Origin of the sequence: Deinococcus indicus, from assembly GCF_002198095.1 — a bacterium.
Lineage (GTDB): Bacteria > Deinococcota > Deinococci > Deinococcales > Deinococcaceae > Deinococcus > Deinococcus caeni.
In genome coordinates this window covers 771,825-791,360 of record NZ_NHMK01000009.1, presented here as the reverse complement: position 1 = coordinate 791,360, position 19,536 = coordinate 771,825, and the positions used below count along the sequence as shown (strand labels likewise).

15 protein-coding genes are annotated in these 19,536 nt (G+C 70.6%); 9 read left to right on the top strand and 6 right to left on the bottom strand.

Annotated features, from left to right (window positions below; all coding sequences use genetic code 11):
• Positions 1-135 precede the first annotated feature (135 nt).
• Positions 136-1,923, top strand: coding sequence for a WD40 repeat domain-containing protein (locus CBQ26_RS06275; protein ID WP_088247645.1), 1,788 nt, complete (start codon positions 136-138; stop codon positions 1,921-1,923).
• 98 nt (positions 1,924-2,021) lie between these two features.
• Here CBQ26_RS06275 and CBQ26_RS06270 read toward each other — a convergent pair whose 3' ends face one another.
• Positions 2,022-3,668 (bottom strand): methylmalonyl-CoA mutase family protein, encoded by a 1,647-nt coding sequence (locus CBQ26_RS06270; protein WP_088247644.1) that lies wholly within the window; start codon positions 3,666-3,668, stop codon positions 2,022-2,024.
• Between the two features lie 131 nt (positions 3,669-3,799).
• Here CBQ26_RS06270 and CBQ26_RS06265 point away from each other — a divergent pair, with 131 nt between their 5' ends.
• Both CBQ26_RS06265 and typA read left to right on the top strand, forming a co-directional pair.
• Positions 3,800-4,753 (top strand): hypothetical protein, encoded by a 954-nt coding sequence (locus CBQ26_RS06265; RefSeq protein ID WP_216360337.1) that lies wholly within the window; start codon positions 3,800-3,802, stop codon positions 4,751-4,753.
• 226 nt (positions 4,754-4,979) lie between these two features.
• The gene (gene typA / locus CBQ26_RS06260) at positions 4,980-6,761 is read left to right on the top strand and encodes a translational GTPase TypA (protein ID WP_088247643.1); all 1,782 of its coding nucleotides are present in this window, start codon (positions 4,980-4,982) and stop codon (positions 6,759-6,761) included.
• Positions 6,762-6,982: 221 nt separating this feature from the next.
• Here the strand turns inward: typA and CBQ26_RS06255 are convergent, their stop codons facing one another.
• On the bottom strand, positions 6,983-7,741 hold the full coding sequence (locus CBQ26_RS06255; RefSeq protein ID WP_088247642.1) for a class I SAM-dependent methyltransferase: 759 nt from the start codon (positions 7,739-7,741) through the stop codon (positions 6,983-6,985).
• 103 nt (positions 7,742-7,844) lie between these two features.
• Between CBQ26_RS06255 and CBQ26_RS06250 the strand changes: the two genes are divergently transcribed.
• The 3 genes from CBQ26_RS06250 (at position 7,845) to recQ (ending at position 11,686) form a co-directional block, all read left to right on the top strand.
• On the top strand, positions 7,845-8,384 hold the full coding sequence (locus CBQ26_RS06250) for a GNAT family N-acetyltransferase (RefSeq protein ID WP_088247641.1): 540 nt from the start codon (positions 7,845-7,847) through the stop codon (positions 8,382-8,384).
• A 32-nt stretch (positions 8,385-8,416) separates the two neighbouring features.
• On the top strand, positions 8,417-9,310 hold the full coding sequence (locus CBQ26_RS06245; RefSeq protein ID WP_088247640.1) for a hypothetical protein: 894 nt from the start codon (positions 8,417-8,419) through the stop codon (positions 9,308-9,310).
• Positions 9,311-9,415: 105 nt separating this feature from the next.
• The gene (gene recQ / locus CBQ26_RS06240; protein WP_088247639.1) at positions 9,416-11,686 is read left to right on the top strand and encodes a DNA helicase RecQ; all 2,271 of its coding nucleotides are present in this window, start codon (positions 9,416-9,418) and stop codon (positions 11,684-11,686) included.
• Here recQ and CBQ26_RS06235 read toward each other — a convergent pair.
• The 4 genes from CBQ26_RS06235 to asnS form a co-directional block, all read right to left on the bottom strand.
• Complete coding sequence (locus tag CBQ26_RS06235) at positions 11,673-12,047, bottom strand: DUF1622 domain-containing protein (RefSeq protein ID WP_088247638.1); 375 nt, start codon at positions 12,045-12,047, stop codon at positions 11,673-11,675. The genes recQ and CBQ26_RS06235 overlap by 14 nt on opposite strands.
• Before the next feature lie 94 nt (positions 12,048-12,141).
• A complete protein-coding gene (locus tag CBQ26_RS06230; RefSeq protein ID WP_088247637.1) occupies positions 12,142-12,936 on the bottom strand; it encodes a Cof-type HAD-IIB family hydrolase in 795 nt (264 codons plus the stop codon).
• A gap of 76 nt (positions 12,937-13,012) precedes the next feature.
• Entirely contained in the window at positions 13,013-13,915 is a 903-nt protein-coding gene (locus CBQ26_RS06225; protein ID WP_088247636.1) for a PhzF family phenazine biosynthesis isomerase, read from the bottom strand.
• Positions 13,916-14,137: 222 nt separating this feature from the next.
• The gene (asnS, locus tag CBQ26_RS06220; RefSeq protein ID WP_088247635.1) at positions 14,138-15,478 is read right to left on the bottom strand and encodes an asparagine--tRNA ligase; all 1,341 of its coding nucleotides are present in this window, start codon (positions 15,476-15,478) and stop codon (positions 14,138-14,140) included.
• A gap of 38 nt (positions 15,479-15,516) precedes the next feature.
• Here asnS and CBQ26_RS06215 point away from each other — a divergent pair, with 38 nt between their 5' ends.
• From CBQ26_RS06215 to CBQ26_RS06205, 3 genes are all read left to right on the top strand, one after another.
• Entirely contained in the window at positions 15,517-16,515 is a 999-nt protein-coding gene (locus CBQ26_RS06215) for a LacI family DNA-binding transcriptional regulator (protein WP_172417935.1), read from the top strand.
• A gap of 108 nt (positions 16,516-16,623) precedes the next feature.
• Positions 16,624-18,093 carry a gluconokinase gene (locus tag CBQ26_RS06210; protein ID WP_088247633.1) on the top strand — a complete coding sequence of 490 codons (1,470 nt, stop codon included), beginning with the start codon at positions 16,624-16,626 and terminating at the stop codon, positions 18,091-18,093.
• A gap of 13 nt (positions 18,094-18,106) precedes the next feature.
• Positions 18,107-19,489: a GntP family permease gene (locus CBQ26_RS06205; RefSeq protein WP_088247632.1), complete on the top strand. Its 1,383-nt coding sequence runs from the start codon at positions 18,107-18,109 to the stop codon at positions 19,487-19,489.
• The last annotated feature ends 47 nt before the right edge of the window (positions 19,490-19,536 follow it).

The window sequence follows — 19,536 nt, the reverse complement described above, 5'->3', positions numbered from 1 at the left end:
CCACCGGGAGAGGATCCTGGTGGCCCGCCCTTCAGTTCCGCCCCCGAGCCGGGCGAGGCAACGAACCGGACGGAATCCGCAGGGAACGGTCCGGGGGTGACCTGCCGTTCAGGTCGCTGCTCTACACTGTCGGGCGTGACCTTCCGCGTGGGCGTTCCGTTCCGATCCGTCGCTCTCCTCACGGCCCTGCTGGGCATCGCCGCCGGCCTGGGGGTCGGTCCCGGCAGTGGCCTGAACCTGCCCGGCCTGTCCGGCGTGACCGAGGCCCGCCTCACCCCGGAGGCGGGCGTGGTCGCGTGCCTGGGTGAGCGGCTGCTGATCCTCGGCCCGACCGGGACGCTGCTGCGCGCCGTGTCCACCGCCGGCCCCTGCGCGGGCCTGAGCGTCGGCGCGGACGGCCGCGCGGCCCTCACTCGGGACGACGCGGCCGGCACCGTGACCGTCTGGCGACTCGCGGACGGCGTGACCACCGCGCGCCTGAGCGCCCCGCAGGCCACCGGCGCGGGCCTCACGGCGGACGGCGCAGTCCTGATCGGCGGCCCGCGCGGCCTGGAACGCGTGGACCCCGTCACTTCAGGGCGCCGCACGCTCGACAGCGCCCCCGTTACGGCGCTCGTGACGTCCCCGGACGGCACGCACGCCGTCGTGGGCCGGCCGGGCCGTGTGCAGTTCATCGAGACGACCGGCGCCGCCGTGCGCTCCGGTCACACCTGCGACGACCCCTGCCCCGTCGGGACGGTCGGCTTCGGCGCGGACGGCCTGAGCGCCGCCGTGCAGGCCGGCCCGCAACTCATCGCGCTGCGGGCCGGGTTCCCCAGCACCGTCGTCGTCCGCGAGGGCCGCGCCCTGGCGGGCCTGCCCCTGCGCGACGGGTCGGTCCTCACGCTGGACGGCGATACCCGGACCGGCGAGGTCCAGCGGCGCGACCTGCTCACGGGCCGCCGCGAACGCACCCTGACCGTCCCCGGCGGTCCGCTGCGGCCCGCGCAGGTCAGCCTGACCGGCGACGTGCTAGGCATCGGCGCGGCCGGACTGGCGGTCGGGCCGGCCGGCTGGACCGCCGCGCGCCGCCTGCCCCTGCCGGCCCTGACGGCCGGGGGCGGCACCGACCCCGCGACCGGCCAGCCCGTCGCCCTGCTGCCCGGCGGCGGCCTCAGCGTGGCCGGCACGTCCCTGACCGCCCCGCCCGCCATGGCCGTGCAGACCATGAACCGCGCCACCTGGCTGCTCGTCACGGACGGCAGCGGCACGAACCTCGCGCAGCTGGACGGCGGGAAGGTCCGCACGGTCGCCCCGGCCGGTCCCGCCACGCACCTGAGCGTGAACCACTGGGGGAACGCCGCCGTCACCTGGAACGACGAGCGCCTCAGCGTCGTCTCGCAGAAGACCGGGAAGGTCACCGCGACCCTCCGCGCGCCCGGCCAGCTCGGCGCGGCCCGCGTCACCCTGTCGCCCGACACCACCCGCGTCTTCGTCCTCCCGCCCCAGGGAGAGGGATTCGTGGCGCTGCTCGCCAATGGCAAACGCTTCGGCCTGCCCACCGCGCCCGGCCGCCGCGCCGCCGACGTGCAGATCAGCGGCCGGGGCGTGCTGGCCTTCACCGCCCCGGACGGCACCACCGATCTGTACCAGCCGGGCAACCGCGTGCCCTACGCCACCGTCCGCGCCGCCCCGCCCGCCCGGACCCTCGGCGCGGCGCGGTTCAGTCCGGACAGCGCCCTGCTCGCCGTGCCCGCCCACGACGAACGCGGCTGGCGCGTGGACCTCGTGAACGCCACGACCGGCCGCGTGGACGCCCGCACCCCCACCCTGGCCGACCCGCCCACCTTCCTGGCCTGGGCCGCCGACAGCCGCGCCCTGACCGTCGGCGCCAGCCGCCTCGACCGCCTGGACAGCGTCACCGTGTTCCCCCTGACCGACTGACCGACGGACTCCGCGGTCTGTTCCGCTGGCAGTGGGAACAACCGTGAAGCCCGCGAGAGAGTCCTCCCGTGGGCTTCACGTTCTGACAGGGGGGGTGATTACACGACGGCGGGTTCCACGTACTCGCCGTACACGGTTTTCAGGATGTCCATCTGTTCGCCCAGCGTGACATAGGCGTGCGCGCATTCCAGGAAGGCGGGCATGGAGTTCGCGCCGGTCACGGCCGTGTCGCGCAGGGCGTCGATGGCGGCCCTGACGCGCTCGGGGTCGCGTTCGCGTCGCACCTGCGCCAGCCGCGCTTCCTGAACGCGCTCGACCTGCGGGTCGATCAGCTGGATGGGCACCTCGACGGCGTCCTGCACGAAGTCGTTCACGCCGACCACGACGCGGTTTTTCGTCTCGACCTCGCGCTGGTAGCGGTAGGCGGCCTCGGCCATCTCCAGCTGGAAGAAGCCGCTGTCGATGCCGGCCTCCACGCCGCCCATCGCGCGGATCTGCTCGATGTAGCCCATGGCGGCGGCCTCGATGTCGTTCGTGAGTTTCTCGACGTAGTAACTGCCGGCCAGGGGGTCCACCACGCCCGCCACGCCCGTCTCGTACGCGATGATCTGCTGGGTGCGCAGGGCGATGGTGGCGGCTTCCTCGGTGGGCAGCGCCAGCGCCTCGTCGAAGGCGTCGGTGTGGAGGCTCTGCGTGCCGCCCAGCACGGCGGCCAGCGCCTGGATCGCCACGCGGGCGATGTTGTTCAGCGGCTGCTGCGCGGGCAGGGACACCCCGGCGGTCTGCGAGTGGGTGCGCAGCATCCAGCTTTTCGGGTTCTTCGCGCCGTAGTGGTGCCGCATCTGCCGCGCCCAGATGCGCCGCGCGGCGCGGAGTTTGGCGATCTCCTCGAAGAAGTCGTTGTGGATGTCCCAGAAGAAGCTGATGCGCGGCGCGAATTCGTCGATGTCCAGGCCGCGTTCCAGCGCCTTCTCCACGTAGTGGAAGCCGTCGGCGAGCGTGAAGGCGAGTTCCTGCACGCCGGTCGCCCCCGCCTCGCGGATGTGGTAGCCGGACACGCTGATGAAGTTCCATTTCGGGACGATCCGGGGGCCCCACTCGAAGGTGTCGATGACCAGTTTCACGCTGGGGGCAGGCGGGTAGATGAATTCCTTCTGCGCGATGAATTCCTTCAGAATGTCGTTCTGGATGGTGCCGCCCACCTGCCCGAGGTCCTTGCCCTGCTTCTGAGCGTTGGCGATGTACATGGCCCAGATGGCGTTCGCGGGCGAATTGATGGTCATGGAGGTCGTGACCTGCGTGGGGTCGATGCCCCGGAACAGGATCTCCATGTCCGCGAGGCTGCTGACCGCCACGCCGCACTTGCCGACCTCGCCCTTGCTGAAGGGGTGGTCGCTGTCGTAGCCCATCAGGGTGGGCAGGTCGAAGGCGGTCGAGAGGCCTGTCTGCCCGGCGCGCAGCAGCGCGTGGAAGCGTTCGTTCGTCTGCTCGGCGCTGCCGAAGCCCGCGAACATCCGCATGGTCCAGAGTTTCCCGCGGTACACGCTGGGCTGCACGCCGCGCGTGTACGGGTACTCGCCGGGGTAGCCCAGGTCCCGTTCGGCGTCCCAGTCTTTCAGGTCGTCGGCGGTATAGATGGGTTCGGGTTCCATGTCCGAGAGGTTCTTGAAGTTGTACTTGCGTTCCGGGAATTTCTGCGTGGCGGGGGCGTAGACGCTCTGCATCCACTCGTTCTTGCTTTTCATGCGGGGACCTCCGGGGACGGGGGAGAGGCTGGAACAAACGCTCGTTAGGTTGCGCCTAGGATAGCAGGCGGCCGCCCGACCGGCCCACATGCGGCGGCGCGGAGGTCCGCCCGGCGCTACCGTGTCCGGCAGTGACGACCACCGATCAACTGCCGGGTATTACTGACCTGCCCACCGCCGCCGAACTGGCCGCCTTCACCCTCGCCGCGCAGCACCCCGCCACGCATGACTGGACCGACCCGGCCACCCGCCTGCGCAACCTGACCGACGAGCACGAGTTCGACCTGCAACTCGCCACCGACCTCGACCTCGCCGCGCAGCGCGCCGATTTCCTGAACGCCGGACCCGCCGCGCCCGCCTACCTGAACCGCTGGATGATGGTGAGCGCCGACCTGCACGCCATGCTCAGCATCCGCTTCCTGGGCCTGGACGTCACGAAACCCTTCGTGGACGTCAGTGTGACCAGCCGCCCCGTCACGCGCGCCGACCTGCCCGCCCTGTCGGACGCGGCCCGCGTGTACGCGGCGTTCCACCCGCCGCGCCTGCGCTTCTGGAGTGCCGCCCCCATGACCGACTGGCCGGACCTCGACCCGGACCGGCGCGTGCTGGCCGCGCCCGTGGGCGATCTGCGCGGGTACCCCGTCCCGGACGACCTGACCCTGACCCCCACCCGCGACACCAGCCGCCATGCCGACGCGCAGGCCGCCTACGACGCCGTGGACGCCGCCCACCCCCACCACCCGCACGAGGCCCGCCTGCTGAGCGCCGAGGACCTTCAGGAGTGCATCGACGCCGGAACGATGTTCGACGTCCACTGGCGCGGAGAATGGGCCGGGTACGCCGGCACCCTGGCCCACCCGCAAGTGGGTCTGGACGCGCAGGTCGTGCAGGAACTCCTGCTGGCCCCGCACGCCCGCGGCCACGGCCTGGGCGCGGCCCTGAGCACCCTGCTCGCCCGGCATCTGCCGGACCCTGCCCAGGTCCTCAGCGGCACCATCCACGGCCGCAACCGGGGCGCGCTGAACGCTGCCGCCCGCGCCGGACGGCGCGACGTGGGCGGCTGGTGGTGGGCGCCGCTGCCCTGAACGGCCCGCCCCGACCCACCCCGCCGCCCCCACCCGAGCTGACATGAGAACAACACCCTCCAGTTATGGTAAAATCCTGTTTTGGGTGTCCCGCCCACGACGACAGTGCGGCGGGCGTTTTTAAGCACCACGGTTCATGCAGCCAGTTGCACGGACACTGCCGCCCCTCGCGCCCAGGCCCGCACAGGCCGGACGGCGTGGCCGGGCGGAAAAAGGACGGACAGTTATGGAATACAGAAACATCGCGATCATTGCACACGTCGACCACGGCAAGACCACCCTCGTGGACGCCCTGCTGCGCCAGACCCTGAAACTCGGCCACGGTGAAGAGATCGTGGAACGCGCCATGGACAGCAACGACCTCGAAAAAGAGCGTGGCATCACCATCCTCGCGAAGAACACCGCCGTCGAGTACAACGGCGTCAAGATCAACATCGTCGACACCCCCGGCCACGCCGACTTCGGCGGGGAAGTCGAACGCGTCCTCGGCATGGTCGACGGCGCCCTGGTCCTCGTGGACGCCGCCGAAGGCCCCATGCCCCAGACCCGCTTCGTGCTGCGCAAGGCCATCGAACTGGGCCTCAAGCCCATCGTGGTCGTCAACAAGATCGACCGCAACGACGCCCGCCCCGAAGAAGTCGTCAACCTGACCTTCGACCTGATGGCCGAACTCGGCGCGAACGACGACCAGCTGGACTTCCCGATCCTGTACGCCATCGCCCGCGACGGCAAGGCCTACAAGGAACTCGACAAGCCCCAGGACGACATGCACGAACTGTTCGACATGGTCCTCGAGCACATCCCCGCCCCCAGCGTGGACGTCGACGCGCCCTTCCAGATGCTCGTCACGAACCTCGACTACTCCGAGTACCTGGGCCGCATCGTGCTGGGCCGCGTCAAGCGCGGCACCGTCAAGAAGGGCGAATTCGTCCAGCTGATGCACAAAGACGGCACCATGACCAAGACGCGCGTCGTGCAGCCCTTCACGCACATGGGCCTGCGCCGCATCGAGGTGGACTCCGTCAGCGCCGGCGACATCGTCGCCCTGGCCGGCATCGAGGACGCCCAGATCGGCGAGACCGTCGCCGACCTCGCCGACCCCGAAGCGCTGCCGATCATCACCGTGGACGAACCCACCGTCAGCATGATCTTCCAGCCGAACACCAGCCCCTTTGCGGGCAAGGACGGCAAGTACGTCACGAGCCGCCACCTGAACGACCGCCTGAAGAAGGAAGTCATGACCAACGTGTCCCTGAAAGTCGAGGAAATCCGCCCCGACGAATTCAAGGTGTCCGGCCGTGGCGAACTGCACCTGAGCATCCTGCTCGAAACCATGCGCCGTGAAGGCTACGAAGTGCAGGTCGGCGCGCCCCAGGTCATCATCCGCGAGATCGACGGCGAGAAGCACGAACCCATCGAGCACCTCGTCCTCGACATGCCCGAGCAGCTCTCCAGCGCCGTGATCGGCGTCCTGGGCAGCCGCAAGGGCCAGATGGTGAACATGGAACCCATGGGCAGCCGCGTGCGCGTGGAATTCAAGATTCCCAGCCGCGCCCTGTTCGGCTTCCGCAACCAGTTCCTGAGCATGACCCAGGGTGAAGGCATCATGAGCCACATCTTCGACGGGTACGCCCCCTGGGCCGGCGAGATCAAGAGCCGCCAGAACGGCAGCCTCGTGTCCATGGAAGACGGCCCCGCCTTCGCGTACTCCATCTGGAAACTGCAGGACCGCGGCAACTTCTTCATCGACGCCGGCACCGAGGTCTACATCGGCATGATCGTCGGCGAGAACGCCCGCGAGCAGGACATGAACGTGAACGTCTGCAAGAACAAGAAGCTCACGAACGTCCGCTCCAGCGGCGCCGACGACGCCCTGACCCTGATCCCCCCCCGCCGCCTGAGCCTGGAAGACGCCCTGGAGTACATCAGCGAGGACGAACTCGTCGAACTGACCCCCCAGAGCATCCGCCTGCGCAAGAAGATCCTGAACCCCAGCCTCCGCAAGTAATACGGACTCCGATTGAATGGGCGGTAAAGCCCGTTCAATCCGAGCGAAGCGAGCAGGAGAGAAACGGGTTCCGGACGTGGAGCTGGCAATCCGGTGCAGTTCCGGATTGTCAGCGAAACAAACGGAACCCGTATAAGACTGGTAACTGCAGACCGCGCCCCCTCCGTGAAGGAAGGGGCGCGGTTCCTGTTCGCATCCGGCCCACACCGGCACGACCCGGTCTACTCCGGAACGAGGACCGCCTGGAAGGTCATGCACGACGCCCAGTTCGCCTGCGGGTGCCACGTTCCGGTGGCGGTGTCGAACATCCCGCCCGGCTCGGCCCGCGCCAGCCGCAGCCCGGTGCCGGCCAGCAGTCGGCGCAGGTCGTCGGGGGAATAGCAGCGCAGCGACTGGGTGTGCCGCTGCCCGCTGGGGTCCACGTACGTGTCGGTCATGCGGCTGGTCGCGCTGTCAAACCCGTACATCTGCGTGTACGTGTCGGTGTGGCGGGTGTACCCGGCGTGACTGGCCCAGTACCACGGGGGGTAGATGTCCAGCAGGGCGTGTCCCTGGGGCGCCAGCCAGCCGGCCATGCGGGTCAGCAGCCGGCGCTGGTCGTCGTCGCCGCCGATACCGAACCCGTCCCAGTACACGATCAGGTCGAAGGGACCGCCCGGATCGGCCGTATAGAAATCCCCCTGAATGGCACTCAGGGTCACGCCGTGCTCGCGCGCCAGCCGCAGCGTGTGGGCCGCGCCCGCTGCCCGGAGTTCCAGCGCCGTGACCGTGAACCCCTCGGCAGCGGCACTCACGGCGAACTGACCGCCCCCGGCGCCGAGTTCCAGCAGCCGATTCGCCTGCGGGTACTGCCCGCGCAGGCGCCGGGCCGCCTCGACATGCGTCGCGTGTGGGGGCGCGGAGTAACACCCGATCAGGCGGTCCTGAACGTCATAGAAGGGAACGACCCACCCGGCAGCGGATGGTGGTGGAATGGACATGGCAGGCCTCCTGAAGCGACCTGCATTCTGACTGCCTGTCGTCGGGCCGGTGATGCGCCGTCTGGCCTAGGCGGGTGGCCTGTGCGGGCGCTAGGGTCGGCGCATGTCCGAATTGCCCACTGCCGGCCCGTCCCCTGTCCGCCCCGCGACCCGCGCGGATGTTCCGGCCATTCTGGAGATCTACAACCACGCGGTGCTGCACACGACGGCCAGTTACGACCTGGAGCCGGTCAGTCTGGAGTCACGGCTGGCGTGGTTCGATCAGCGGGTGCGGGGCGGCTGGCCGGTGCTCGTCACGGCCCGTGACGGCGAGGTGACGGGCTGGGCGACGTTCGGGCCGTTCCGGGAGAAACCGGGCTACCGGTTCACGGCCGAGCATTCCGTGTACGTGCGTCACGACTGCCGGGGGCAGGGCCTGGGCCGGGCGCTGCTGCTGGCCCTGATCGGGGAGGCGCGCGGGCGGGGGCTGCACTCGCTGGTGGGGGGCGTGGACGCCGGGAACGCCGGGAGTCTCGCCTTTCACGAGGGGCTGGGGTTCCGGCAGGTCGCTCACTTCCGGCAGGTGGGGTTCAAGTTCGGGCGCTGGCTGGATCTGGTGTTCCTGCAATTGCCGCTGACAGGAGAGGGTGCGGGTGTACCCTGAGTCATGCTGGAAGTCATGGAGGGGAGCGTGTGATGGACCTGGGTGACCTGCTGGGGCCGCTGGGCTGGATGGTGCAGGTGGCGGCGGCGTTCGCCATCGCCTTCTTCGCGCAGACGGTGTTCTCGCCTCAGGGCAGGACGTTCGCGGGGGTGGCGCGGGCCTCGGCCGTGATCGCGCTGCTGGCGGTGCTGGGCGCGGCGTGGGTGGTTCACCCGGCGGCCGGGATGCTGCTGGGCTTCTTCGGGTCGCGCGCGTTCGGGAAGTGGCGCGGCGCGCAGCCGGGCCTGCTGGCGGGTCTGCTGGCGGCGGCCGTGTTCATGGCGCTGGGGGCGGGCTGGTTGATCTTCCCGCTGTTCTTCATGGGGATGGCGTGGCTGGCGTCCTCACCGTTCCGGGAGCCCGCGCCGGAGCGCGCGGTGCCTGTCGCGCCGGTGCCGTTGCCGCAGCAGGCAGGCGGCGTGATCCTGACCAAATCCCCCGCCGCAGCGCGGGAGGCCGGGCTGGGCGGGTACGTGCGGGACGAGCGGCTCCCGGCGGACGCCCGCGCGCAGCTGGCGGCCCTGAACCTGCGCTCGCAGGAGGCTCTGGACCTGCTGCGGGCGCAGGGGCAGGCGGGCAGCGAGGCCGAGTACGTGGCGCGCGCCATCCGCGAGGAGTACGCCCCGAACGCCGTCGAGGCGTACCTGAAGCTGCCGCGCACCCTGGCGGACAGCGCGCCCCTGCAGGACGGCAAGACCGGCCGCGCCCTGCTGGTTGAGCAGCTGGAGTTGCTGCTGGACGGCGTGCAGGACGTGCTGAACTCGGCGCTCCAGTCGGGCGGGCAGGAGTTGCTGACGCACGGGCGCTTTCTGCGGGACCGGTTCGCGAAGCCCACGCTGGACCTGGGGTCGGACCTGCGGGTGCCGGTCGAGGTCAAGCCGCGCTGAGCGGGCGCGGGGTCGGGCGGGGCGGGGTGGCTGACCTGCCCGTGACGACTCCGGAGGCGGCAGGCGGGGTTACGCACAGGGCGTAACGCGGTATGCTGGGGGGGAATGTCTGCTCCTGCCGCGCCCACCACCCACGACACCGCCGCCCTGACCGTCCTGAAGAAGGTGTGGGGGTACGACGCCTTCCGGGGCGTGCAGGCCGACATCGTGCGGACCGTCGCGGGCGGCGGCAACGCCCTGGTCCTCATGCCCACCGGCGGCGGCAAAAGTCTGTGCTATCAGGTGCCCAGCCTGCTGCGCCCCGGCGTGGGCATCATCGTCTCGCCGCTGATCGCGCTGATGAAGGATCAGGTGGACACCCTGCGGGCGCTGGGCGTGCGGGCCGCGTTCCTGAACTCCACCCTGTCCCTGGACGGCGTGCGCGAGGTCGAATCGGCGCTGCTGTCCGGCGAGCTGGACCTGCTGTACGTCGCGCCGGAACGCCTGCTGCTGCCGCGCACGCTGGACCTGCTCGACCGCGCGCCCGTCGCGCTGTTCGCGGTGGACGAGGCGCACTGCGTCTCGCAGTGGGGGCACGACTTCCGGCCCGAGTACCAGGGCCTGAACGTGCTGCCCGACCGCTACCCGCACATCCCACGCCTCGCGCTGACCGCCACGGCCGACGACCGCACCCGCGCCGACATCCTCAGCGTCCTGCAACTGGGCGGCGCGCCGCAGTTCATCAGTTCCTTCGACCGCCCGAACATCCAGTACCGCGTGGCGAACAAGGAAGGCCCCAAGACGCAACTGCTGGACTTCATCAACGCCGAGCACCGCGGCGACGCCGGCATCGTGTACTGCCTGTCGCGCAAGAGCGTCGAGGAGACCGCCCGCTGGCTCCAGACGCAGGGCGTGGACGCCGTCGCGTACCACGCGGGCCTGCCGCCACGCGAACGCAACAGCGCCCAGGAACGCTTCCTGAACGAGGAAGGGCTGGTCGTGGTCGCCACCGTCGCCTTCGGCATGGGCATCGACAAACCCAACGTGCGCTTCGTGGCCCACCTGGACCTGCCCAAGAGCATGGAAGGCTACTACCAGGAAACCGGCCGTGCCGGACGCGACGGGCTGCCCAGCACCGCCTGGATGGTGTACGGTCTGGCGGACGTGGTGAACGTGCGCCGCATGCTGGCCTCCAGCGACGCGCCCGAGGAGGTCAAGCGCGTGGAGGCCGCAAAACTCGACGCGTTGCTCACCTACTGCGAGGCTGCCACCTGCCGCAGACAGGTGCTGCTGTCGTACTTCGGCGAGGAGCTGGGCGCCCCCTGCGGAAACTGCGACACCTGCCTGAACCCGCCCGGCGTGCGCGACGCGACCCGCGAGGCGCAGATGGCGCTGTCCGCCGTGATCCGCACCGGCAACCGCTTCGGCGCCGCGCACCTGACCGACGTACTGATGGGCCACGCCACCGAACGCGTCGTCAGTCTCGGGCACCACCAGCTGCCCACCTTCGCGGTCGGCGCCGCACACGACGAGAAGTACTGGCGCGGCCTTCTGCGGCAACTCGTGAGCCTCGGCTACCTCGCCGCCGGAGAGCACCACGGCCTGAGCGCCACCGGCAAGGCCCGCGCCATCCTGAAAGGCGAGCAGACCCTCGCCCTGCGCGAGGACACCCTGGCCCCCCGCCCCAGCAAACGCGACCGGGACCGCGCCAGGAGCGGGGCGGGCCGCGCGCCCGTCGCCCCCGCCGACCAGCCGCTGTTCGAGGCGCTGCGGGCCTGGAGGCTGGAACGCGCCCGCGCGCAGGGCGTCCCGCCGTACGTGGTGTTCACGGACGCCACCCTGAAAGCCGTGTGCGACCTGAAACCCACCAGCCACGCCCTGCTGGGCACCGTCAGCGGCGTCGGGCAGCGCAAACTCGCCGATTACGGCGACGAGGTCGTGCAGATCGTCCGTGATCACCTGACCGGCACGCCCACGCCCGCCCCCACCCCCCAGGAGCGAGGCGTGCGCGAGAACAGCGCCGTGCTGGGCGTCCTGCGCGGCGCGGTCCTCAGTGCCCCGCGCCCCAGCACCCCGGTCCCCAGTGGCCCGGCGCTCAGCACCCCGGCCCTGCTGGACGCCCCACCAGTCGCGTCCGCCACGGCCCGCCCGGACCTCACGGACCGCGTGGCCGACGCCCTGCGCGCCGTCCGCCGTGACCTGACCCGCGAGACCGGCCTGAGCGCCTACGTGGTCTTCACGAACGCCACCCTGGACGCCCTGGCCGCCCGTCAGCCGCAGTCCGTGGCGGAACTGGCCGACGTTCCCGGCCTGGGTCCCAAACGCCTGGAGAACTATGGCGAGCGCATCGTGCAGGCCATCCGCAGCGTCACGGATAGCAGCGTCACGGGCGACTGACTGCCTCCTCGGCTGCGCCCTCCTGCCGGGCCTGATGCCCGTCGATCTCGCGTTGCAGGAAGTAGTTCAGCAGCGTGCGCAGCGTGGCGATCGCCGCCAGCTTCCCGATGTCGTCCCAGCTGGGCGCAATCGCGGTCCGCAGGATGTCGGCGGCCAGCGTGAATTCCAGCGCCACGGCCAGCCAGCGCGCCAGTTCCAGCCGCAGGCTCTCCTTCTGCGCGTCCGGCGCCCTGCTGGGCCGCACGAACGCCAGCAGCGCCCGCCCCGCGCCCACCAGCGCCGCCAGGGCAATGATGACGGCCGCCGTGAGTTCCACCCCCAGCGCCACATACTCCGTCCAGACCTTCACCAGTTCAGGCATACGCCCCAGCCTGTCACGCGCGCGGGCAGCAGTGAACGGTGGACAGTTGACGGAACAGCCACCCGTTCTCCATCAACCATCCACTATCAACCCTTTACAGCGTCAGGGCCAGTTCCACCGCTTCGCGCAGGCCGCCGTCGTCCACGTGCGCCACGCGGTAGCGGCTGGCGGCGATGGCGGGCGGGTCGGCGTTCCCCATGGCGACCGGGTGCCCGACGACGCGCATGGCGGTCACGTCGTTCTCGCCGTCGCCGACCATCATCACGCGGTCCATGGGTACGCCGTAGTGCGCGGCGATGCGTTCGATGGCGCTGCCCTTGCTGACGCCCGCGCGGGTCACGCTGATGAACGACACGTCCGGCATGACCGGGCTGCCCGCCGGGTGCAGGTCCAGCCCGTCGTGCGGTTCGTTCACGACGGCGTGCTCGTCGGTGCGCGGCACGACCCACTGCACGCGCACGACCGTCCCCTCCAGCGCCTCGGGCGGACGGGCGTCATACGGGACACCCAGCAGCGCCGCGTGCCGCTCGGCGTACTCGCCGGGGTGCGTGATCGCGAATTCCAGGTCCGTGTACACCTCCAGCAGTCGGCCCGTGGCATGCGCCCGCCCGATCAGGTCCGGCAGGGCCTGCGCCGGGAACGCCTCGCTGAGGCTCTCGCCGCTGCTGACCTTCACGATGCTCGCGCCGTTCTGGAACACGTGCCAGCCGTCCGGGTCCAGCCTCTGCGCGTACGCGCGGGCGTTCCCGATGGCGGGCCGGCCCGAGCACAGCGCGATATGCACGCCCTTCTCGCGCGCGTCGGCCAGCGCGGCCCACACGTCGTCCCGAATCACGTTCCCGGTGCCGACCAGGGTGCCGTCTACATCCACACAGATCAATCCAAGCATCCGGGCACTATAGGCCCGGACCGTCAGCGCAAGGCCCGGTAGAGTGGACAGGTGGGCGGTCCGGCCGGGGGTCGGCTCAGCCGCGCACGCCGGGCTGGCGGGGCGTCCACTGCCCCTCGCGTTCCAGCGTCGCCTGCCCGCCCACGTGGACGGCGGTGACCTTCTCGCCGGTCAGTTCCAGTTCGACCTCGATCTCGCCGGGCGTGCCGAGCGCGTGTCCCTGGTAGATCATGCCGCAGGCGCGGCCCTGCCGGACCGGCAGGCGCCCCTGGCTGGCGAGCAGGGCCATGAGCGCGCCGCCGCTGCTGCCGGTCACCGGGTCTTCCGGGATGCCCAGGGCGGGCGCGAAGTCCCGCGCGGCGAAGCGGTTGACGCCCATCGGGGCGTAGGCGTAGATGCTGCCCACGCCCAGCGCCTCGGTGAGCGCGTGGATGCGTGGGAAGTCCGGTTCCAGGCCGTCCAGGATCAGGGCGTCGAGGAGCGGTACGAACACGCTCCACAGGCCGGTGCTGGCGGCGGCCATGGGCAGGCCCCGGTGGATCATGCGCGGGTCGAGGCCCAGCGAGTCCGCCAATTCGGCGCGCAGCGTGGGCGGTACCGGGCGGTACTGCGGCGCGGGTTGCTGCATCCACACGCGCCACGGCACGCCGGCCCGGCATTCCAGTCGCAGCGGGACCCGTCCGGCCAGCGTGTCCAGCGCCAGCGGTTCGCCGCGCCACAGGCCCGCCTGTGCCAGCGTGAGGCCCAGCGCGACGGTCGCGTGCCCGCAGAAATCGACCTCCTGGGTGGGCGTGAAGTAGCGCACGCGCGCCAGTCCGTCGGCGTGTCCCAGCACGAACACGGTTTCCGGGGCGTCCAGCATGGCGGCCAGCGACTGCATGTCCTGCCGGGTCAGGTGGGCGGCGTGCAGCACCACGCCGGCACGGTTGCCGTGTCCGGGCGTGTCGGTGAAGGCACTCACCTCGCAATACGCGATCATGCGGGCAGTCTACCGCACCGCGCGGGACGTTCCGGGGGCCGGTGCGGAGGCAGGGGCAGGCCCTGCGGTGAAACTGATAGTCGCAAACAATTCTTTCACGATCTGGATTGATCGTGAAACTATTCACTTACTACCAATCCCTGCTCAGCCACTCCACCAGGGAAACAGAGTGGAGGCGAGGCTGGCCGTCTCCGGCCCACCCCGCCCCCACCCGACCGGTCTTCAGGGACGCATGCGGGTCAGCATCCGCGGGAACGGAATCGCCTCGCGAATGTGGTCGATGCCGGTGATCCAAGCGATCACGCGCTCCAGGCCCATGCCGAAGCCCGCGTGCGGCATGCTGCCCGTGCGGCGCAGGTCCAGGTACCACTCGAAGGCTTCCAGCGGCAGGCCCTCGTGCTCGATGCGGGACTTGAGCAGGTCGTAGTCGTGGATGCGTTCGCTGCCGCCGATGATCTCGCCGTAGCCGTCCGGGGCGATCATGTCGTCGCACAGCGCCACGCGGGGGTCCTGGGGGTCCGGCTGCATGTAGAACGCCTTGATGGCCGCCGGGTACCGCTCGATGATCACGGGCCGGTCGAAGTGATGCCCCAGGATCGTCTCGTGCGGCGCGCCCAGGTCGTCGCCCCACTCGACGGGCTGCACGTCTTCCTGCACGTTCGGGGGCAGGTCGCGGTCCTCGATGTGTTTGCGGATGATTTCCAGCGCCTCGGTGTACGTGACGCGCGGGTAGTTGCCTTCCGCCGCGCCGGCCAGTTTGCTCACGTCGCGGCCCAGCAGATCCAGTTCCGCGTGGCACTCGTCCAGCACGCGGCGCACGATGAAGCTCACCATGCGCTCCTGCAGGGCCATGTTCTCGGTGTGGTTGCTGGGCACCACCTCGGGTTCGATCATCCAGAATTCCAGCAGGTGGCGCCGCGTCTTGCTCTTCTCGGCACGGAAGGTCGGGCCGAAGGTGTACACCTTCCCGAACGCGAACGCGCCCGCCTCGGCGTGCAGCTGCCCGGTCTGGCTCAGGTACGCCTTGTCCTCGCCGAACAGGTCAATTTCAAACAGTTCCGTGGTGCCCTCGGCGGCGTTCGGCGTGAAGAACGGCGCGTCGAAACGGATGAAGCCCTCGCCATGGAAGAAGTCCACGATGGCGCGCTGCACGGAGTCGCGCACCCGCATGATCGCCCATGGGCGGCGGTGACGCAGCCACACGTGCCGGTGATCCATCAGGAACTCGATGCCGTGCTCCTTGGGCGTGATGGGGTACTCGCCGTGGTTCTCGCTGATGGGGGAGAGGTCCCGCACGCTGAGTTCCACGCCGCCCGGCGCCCGGTCGTCCGCGCGGACCTCGCCGGTCACGGTGACCGCCTGCTCCTGCGTGAGGCGTTTGGCGAGTTCGAACACGTCCTCGGGTATGTCGGTCTTGAACACGGTCGCCTGCACGAAGCCGCTGCCGTCCCGGAGTTTCAGGAACTGGATCTTGCCCTTGCCGCTCTTGTCCGTCAGCCACGCGTGCAGCGTGACCGTCTCGCCCACGTGGGCTTTCAGGTTCTGGATGCTGGTTGAAGCCATGAGCGGAATTATACGGTCCGCGCGCTATGCTCCGGCGCATGAAGGGAACCGGGAAGGGCGTGACGCTGGCCGACGTGGCCCGCCATGCCGGCGTGAGCAGCATGACCGTCAGCCGCGCCCTGAACCGCCCGGACATCGTGACCGTCCAGGTCCGGGAGCGCGTGCAGGCCGCCGTGGACGCCCTGGGGTACATCCCGAACCGCATGGCCGGCACCCTGGCCGGCGGCGCCCCGGTGCGCCTGCTGCCGATGGTCCTGCCGACCCTGCACCACAGCGTGTACGTGCCGTTCCTGGAGGGCGTGCAGCGCGGCCTGACCCAGCCGGGCTGGCAACTGGCGATCGACCTGACCGAGTACGACCCGCAGCGCGAGTGGCGCGCCGCGCAGCAGTTCCTGTCCCTGCGGCCCGACGTGATGGTCCTGGCGGGCACGGACCACGACCCGCGCGTGCTGCCGGCCCTGCGGCGCTTCGGCGTGCGGATCATTGAGGTCATGGACGCCCGGCCGAACCCGGCGGACCTGCTGATCGGGTACGACCACGCGCAGGCTGGGACGATGGCCGCCCGGCACCTGATCGAACGCGGGTACCGGCACCTCGCGTACGCCAGTTGCCTGGGCGTCGGGGACGCCCGCAACGCCCGCCGGATGCAGGCCTTTCAGGCCGAGGCGGAACGCTGCGGCGTGCCCTGCGCCACCGAGAATGTCGAGGAAGCCTCCTCGATCGAGGTGGGCGTGATCCTGCTGCGCCGGGTGCTGAGCCGTACGCCCGGCGTGGACGCCATCTACTTCTCGAACGACGACGTGGCGGCCGGGGCGCTGTTCGAGTGCCTGCGCCAGGGTCTGAGCGTGCCGGGCCGCGTGGCGATCCTGGGGCACAACGACATGAGCATCTCCGCGCACGTTCACCCGGCCCTGAGTACCGTCTTCACCCCCCGCGAGGAGATCGGCGCGGAGGTCGCCCGCCGCCTGAACGCCCCCACCCTGAAGGGCGGCCTGGTCACGTTCCCCTGCGAACTTCGCCAGCGGCAGACGACCTGACCGTGCCGTTGCCGGGACAGGGCGCTTGACTTCCGCACCGGCACGGCCTAACGTGCCGTATCTCAACTGCACCACCCTGTTAGCGCTAACAGAGCGCGCCGGAGGCCCATGCCGAATCCCACCCACTCCCCACCCAGCCCGCCGCTGGTGGTCGCCTTCGATCTCGGCACCACCGCCCTGAAAGCCGTGCTGTTCCACGGCAGCGCCGAACGCCACCGCCTGCAGTTCCCCTACCCCCTGCACGCCGAGCAGCCCGGACAGGCCACCCAGCGCCTCCCGGACCTGATGCAGGCCTTCACGCTCGCCCTCGGCGGCATGGAAGAGTACCTGACCCGCCACGACCTGACCCCCCAGGCCGCCGGATTCAGCAGCGCCATGCACACCCTGACCCTGATCCGCCCCGGCGGTCCGTCCGACGTGTTCACCTTCGCGGACCTGCGCGCCGGCACCGGCGGCCACCCCGTCACGCACCTGCACGCGCAGACCGGCGTGCCCTGGCACCCCATGACGCCCGCCGTGAAACTCGCCGCGCTGCACACGGCCGGGCAACTGCATGACGTGGAACGCGTCAGCGGCGTGAAGGAAGAACTGCTGCGCCGCTTCTTCGGCGTGTACTGGACCGACCAGAGCACCGCCTCCGCCACCGGCCTGCTCGGACGCGGCGGCACCTACGACCCGCAGGCCCTCGCGCAGGCCGGCGTCACCACCGGGCAACTGCCCGCCGTGCACCCCATCGAGACGCCGCTGCCGCCCCTGCAACCCACCTACCGCGCCCGCTACCCGCGCCTCGCCGCCGCCCACTGGGCCATCGGCGCCAGCGACGGCGTGACCGCCACCGAGGGCCTCGGCATCACCCGACCCGACCAGGCGGCCCTGTCCGTCGGGACCAGCAGCGCCATCCGCACCTTCACGCCCCGCCCCGCCACCGACCCGCACGCCCACCTGTTCAGCTACCGCGCCGACCACAGCGCCCAGGAACGCTACCTGACCGGCGGCCCCAGCAACAACGCCGGCATCGTCCTGAACTGGCTGCGCGACCACCTGAACGTCCCCCACGACCTCGACGATCTGCTGCACGCCACCACCCCCGGCGCACGCGGGCTGCTGTTCTTGCCCGCCCTGAGCGGCGAACGCGCCCCGCTGTGGGACCCGCACGTCAGCGGCAACCTGCTGGGCCTGGGCCTGCACCACACCCAGGGCGACATCGCCCGCGCCGGCATGGAAGGCGTCGCCCTGCACCTCGCGTGGCTGTCCGACCTGCTCGCCAGCGGCACGCAACCCCTGCGCGAGTACCGCGCGACCGGCGGCCTGACCCGCTCCCGCGCGTGGCTGCGCGTCCTGGCGAACGCCCTGAACGCCCCCGTCCTCATTCCCGACGGCGCCGACCTGTTCGAAGGTAGTGCCTTCGGCGCGGCCCGGATCGCCGCCCGCAGTGCCGGACTGGACCTCCCACACACCCTGACCTTCGACACCGTCGAACCCGACACCGACGCCCCCCTGTACGCCACCCTCGGCCGGAAGTACCGGCACGCCGCCCACGCCCTCCAGACCCTCACGCACGACCTGCGCGCCCTGTAAGCCCGGAGCCCCCATGGAAACCTTCGTCCAGACCCTGTCCGCCCCCACCCTGCTCGGCATCGCCGCCGCCGCCGTGGCCGCCCTGCTGTTCCTGATCATGGCGCTGCGCCTGCACGCCTTCGTCGCGCTGATCCTCGTTAGCCTGATCACCGCCTTCGCCACCGGCCTGCCCACCGGCGAGATCGTGAAAGTCCTGACCGACGGGTTCGGCAGCACCCTCGGCAGCGTTGCCCTGCTCGTCGGCCTGGGCGCCATGCTGGGCCGCCTCGTGGAAACCAGCGGCGGCGCTAAGGTCCTCGCGGACACCCTCGTCACCCGCTTCGGCGAGCACCGCGCCCCGCTCGCGCTGGGCGTGGCCTCACTGCTGTTCGGCTTCCCGATCTTCTTCGACGCCGGACTGATCGTCATGCTGCCCGTCGTGTTCGCCGTCGCCCGCCGCCTGAACCAGCCGGTCCTGCGCTTCGGGCTGCCCGCCGCCGGGGCGTTCTCGGTCATGCACGTGTTCGTCCCGCCACACCCCGGCGCGGTCGCCGCCGCCGACCTGCTGAAGGCCGACATGGGCACCCTGATCGGCGTGGGCCTGCTCGTCGCGCTGCCCACCTGGTACCTCGCCGCGTACCTGTTCGGCCTGTGGGCCGGGAAACGCTACCCGAACCCCGTCCCGGAACTCCTCAGCGGCGGCGCCATGATCGTCGAACCTCCCAGCAACCCGCCCAGCGCCGGTACCGTCATCGCCATGCTGCTGCTGCCGCTGATCCTGATCTTCGGGAACACCGGCCTGAACGCCCTCGCCACCGCCGGCAGCATCGACGCCGCCAACCCGGCCGTCGTCCTGATCCGCCTGTTCGGCAACACGCCCGTCGCCCTGCTGATCTCCGTCCTGGTCGCTGCCGTGGTCCTCGGCGCCCGCCGGGGCCGCGACGCCGTCACCATCGAGAAACTCCTCGATTCCTCGCTGGGGCCCATCGCTTCTGTCGTGCTGATCACCGGCGCGGGCGGCATGTTCGGCGCGGTCCTGCGCGCCAGCGGCATCGGCAACGCCGTGTCCGGCAGTCTCGCCGACCTCGGGGTGCCCGTCATCGCCGCCGCGTTCCTGATCGCCGCCCTCCTCCGCATCGCGCAGGGCAGCGCCACCGTCGCTCTCCTGACCGCCGCCGGCCTCATCCAGCCCGCCGTGGCCGCCGCCGGGTACGCGGGCACCGACGTGGCCGCCGTCGTCATCGCCGCCGCCGCCGGCTCCGTCGTCGTGTCGCACGTCAACGACTCCGGCTTCTGGCTGGTGGGCCGCCTCCTGAACCTCGACATCCCCACCACCTTCAAGACCTGGACCGTGATGGAAACCCTGATCGGCGTGATCGGCTTCGCCTTCGCCGTCCTGATCTTCACCGTGCTGTAAGCGGGCGGTAGGCCGGGGTTGACCTGGGCGCAGGTGCCGCGCACACG